Genomic DNA, 1,711 nt, shown 5'->3' with positions numbered 1-1,711 from the left:
GGTCCGGCCGCGGGCGGGCCGGGGGCCAGCACCGCCCGTTAGGGTGGCCCGGTGGGCGATGACGCGCGGCAGGTGCCGGACGCCGGTGACCTCGAGGCCGCCCTCCTCGGCGGCCCGCGCACACTGACCGACCGGGACCTGGCCGAACGCGCGGGCATCTCGGCCGAGCTGGTCACGGACCTGTGGCGGATCCTGTCGTTGCCCCGCGTCGAGCACGGCGAACCGGTGTTCACCGAGCTCGACGCGGCGGCGATCGGCCGGCTCGCCGAGCTCATGCGGGTGCACGACCTGTCCATGTCGACCGTGGTGTCGCTCGTGCGTGCCGTCGGCCACAACGGCGACCGGGTGGCCATGTGGCAGGTCGAGGCCCTCGTCGAGGACCTGGCGGCGCACGGTGACCGGGACGACCGGGCCGCACGCCTCGAGCTGCTGGCCCGGCTGCCGGCGCTGGTCGGCCCGCTCGAGGAGCTGGTCGTCTACGCCTACCGGCGCCAGCTCGCGGCCGTCGCAGGGCGCTACACCTCCGAGTTCGCCTCGACGGAGTCGCGCCCCTACGACGCGCAGACGCTGCCGCTGGCCCGCGCCGTCGGGTTCGCCGACATGGTCTCCTTCACCCGCACCACCGCGGGGCTGGGGCCGGCCGAGCTGTCCGCCTTCGTGCAGGGCTTCGAGGCCCGGGTGCGTGACGTGGTCGGTGCGCACGGCGGCCGGATCATCAAGACGATCGGCGACGGCGCCCTGTTCGTCGCCGACGACCCGGTGGCCGGTGCTCTTGTCGCCACGCACCTCGCAGAGGCGTTCACGGCGCACGTGCGGCCCAAACGGGCCAGGCCGGCGCCGCCGCACGACGTGTCGCTGCGGGTCTCGCTCGTGTGGGGCAACCTGCTGTCCCGGTTCGGCGACGTGTTCGGCGCCCCGGTGACGCTCGCCTCGCGGCTGTGCGACGTGGCCCGGCCGGGCACCGTGCTGGTGGACCCGGCCACGGCGCAGGTGCTCGCCACCGACCCGAGGTTCGTGCTCGTGGAACAGCCGAGCTGCGAGCTCACCGGACTGGGTACCGTGACCCCGTGGGACCTCAGCCTCGTCCGGGCCGGTCAGGGCTGAACGAGGCCCGACCGGCTGCTGTGCTGTTCGACCTGGACGGGACCCTCGTGGACTCCGAGCCGGTGTGGGCCCAGGCGACCGGGGAGCTCGCCGCCCGGTACGACGTGCCGTGGAGCACCGCGGACGACGAGGCGATCATCGGCCTGGCGATCCCCGACGTCGCGGCCCTGCTCATCGGACGCGGCGTGCCGCTGGACAGCCCGACCATCGAGCACTGGCTCAACGACCGGGTCGCGCAGATCGAGGTCGACGGGCCGCCGTGGCGTGACGGTGCCCGGGCCCTGCTGGCGGCACTGGCCGCGGCCCAGGTGCCGACCGCGCTCGTCACCATGACCTACCGGTCCCTGGCCACGTCGGTCGCGGCGGCCGCACCGGCCGGGTCGCTCACGGTCGTGGTCGCCGGTGACGACGTCGAGCGGGGCAAACCCGATCCGCAGGCGTACCTGCTCGCGGCCGCGGGGCTGGGGGTGGCGCCCGCCGACTGCGTCGCGGTCGAGGACTCGGTGCCGGGGATCACGTCCGCGCTGGCCAGCGGCGCTCTCACCTACGCGGTGCAGCCGGCCACCGTGCTCCCCGCGCAGCAGGCCGCCCACCCGCGGCTGCGGCG

At 75.3% G+C, this 1,711-nt stretch carries 2 protein-coding genes; both read left to right on the top strand.

Features of this window, described 5'->3' with window-relative positions:
• The first annotated feature begins 51 nt into the window (after positions 1 to 51).
• Positions 52 to 1,104, top strand: a complete 1,053-nt coding sequence (locus F2B26_RS16100) for an adenylate/guanylate cyclase domain-containing protein (protein ID WP_159811068.1) — start codon at positions 52 to 54, stop codon at positions 1,102 to 1,104.
• Positions 1,068 to 1,711: HAD family hydrolase (locus F2B26_RS16095; protein ID WP_159811066.1), on the top strand; the 644-nt coding region annotated here is incomplete at its 3' end. The genes F2B26_RS16100 and F2B26_RS16095, both read left to right, overlap by 37 nt.

This window comes from Cellulomonas citrea (assembly GCF_009829685.1).
GTDB classification, from domain to species: Bacteria; Actinomycetota; Actinomycetes; order Actinomycetales; family Cellulomonadaceae; genus Cellulomonas; species Cellulomonas citrea.
This window is presented reverse-complemented; position numbering and strand designations above follow the sequence as displayed.